The sequence below is a fragment of the Mesorhizobium sp. M8A.F.Ca.ET.181.01.1.1 genome, assembly GCF_004792025.1.
Classification (GTDB): Bacteria; Pseudomonadota; Alphaproteobacteria; order Rhizobiales; family Rhizobiaceae; genus Mesorhizobium.
Map to the genome: position 1 here is coordinate 1 of NZ_SRTV01000125.1, position 347 is coordinate 347.

Below are 347 nucleotides of genomic sequence, written 5' to 3' on the forward strand. Positions count from 1 at the left end.
CGCGGCATCAAGCTCTCGGGAGGCGAACGTCAGCGGGTAGCCATTGCGCGCGCGTTTCTCGCGGACGCCCGCATTCTGATCCTGGACGAAGCCACCTCCAGCCTCGACAGCGAAAGCGAAGTGCTGATCCAGCAGGCTATGGAGCGGTTGATGTTGGGCCGCACGACGCTAGTCGTCGCGCATCGCCTTTCGACTGTGCGCGCACTCGACCGGCTGCTCGTGCTCGACAAGGGCAAGGTGATCGAAGAAGGCAGCCATGAAACGCTGATCGGTCTTGAGAACGGCGTGTATCGCCGACTCTTCGAGCGTCAGGCGCTGGAGTTGATCAAGGGCTTGAGCGAACCGCC

General features: G+C 62.5%; 1 protein-coding gene. It reads left to right on the forward strand.

The annotated features are described in order from the left end of the window. A partial coding sequence (locus EN824_RS33870; protein WP_135933191.1) for an ATP-binding cassette domain-containing protein occupies positions 1 to 347 on the forward strand: 347 nt, incomplete at both ends.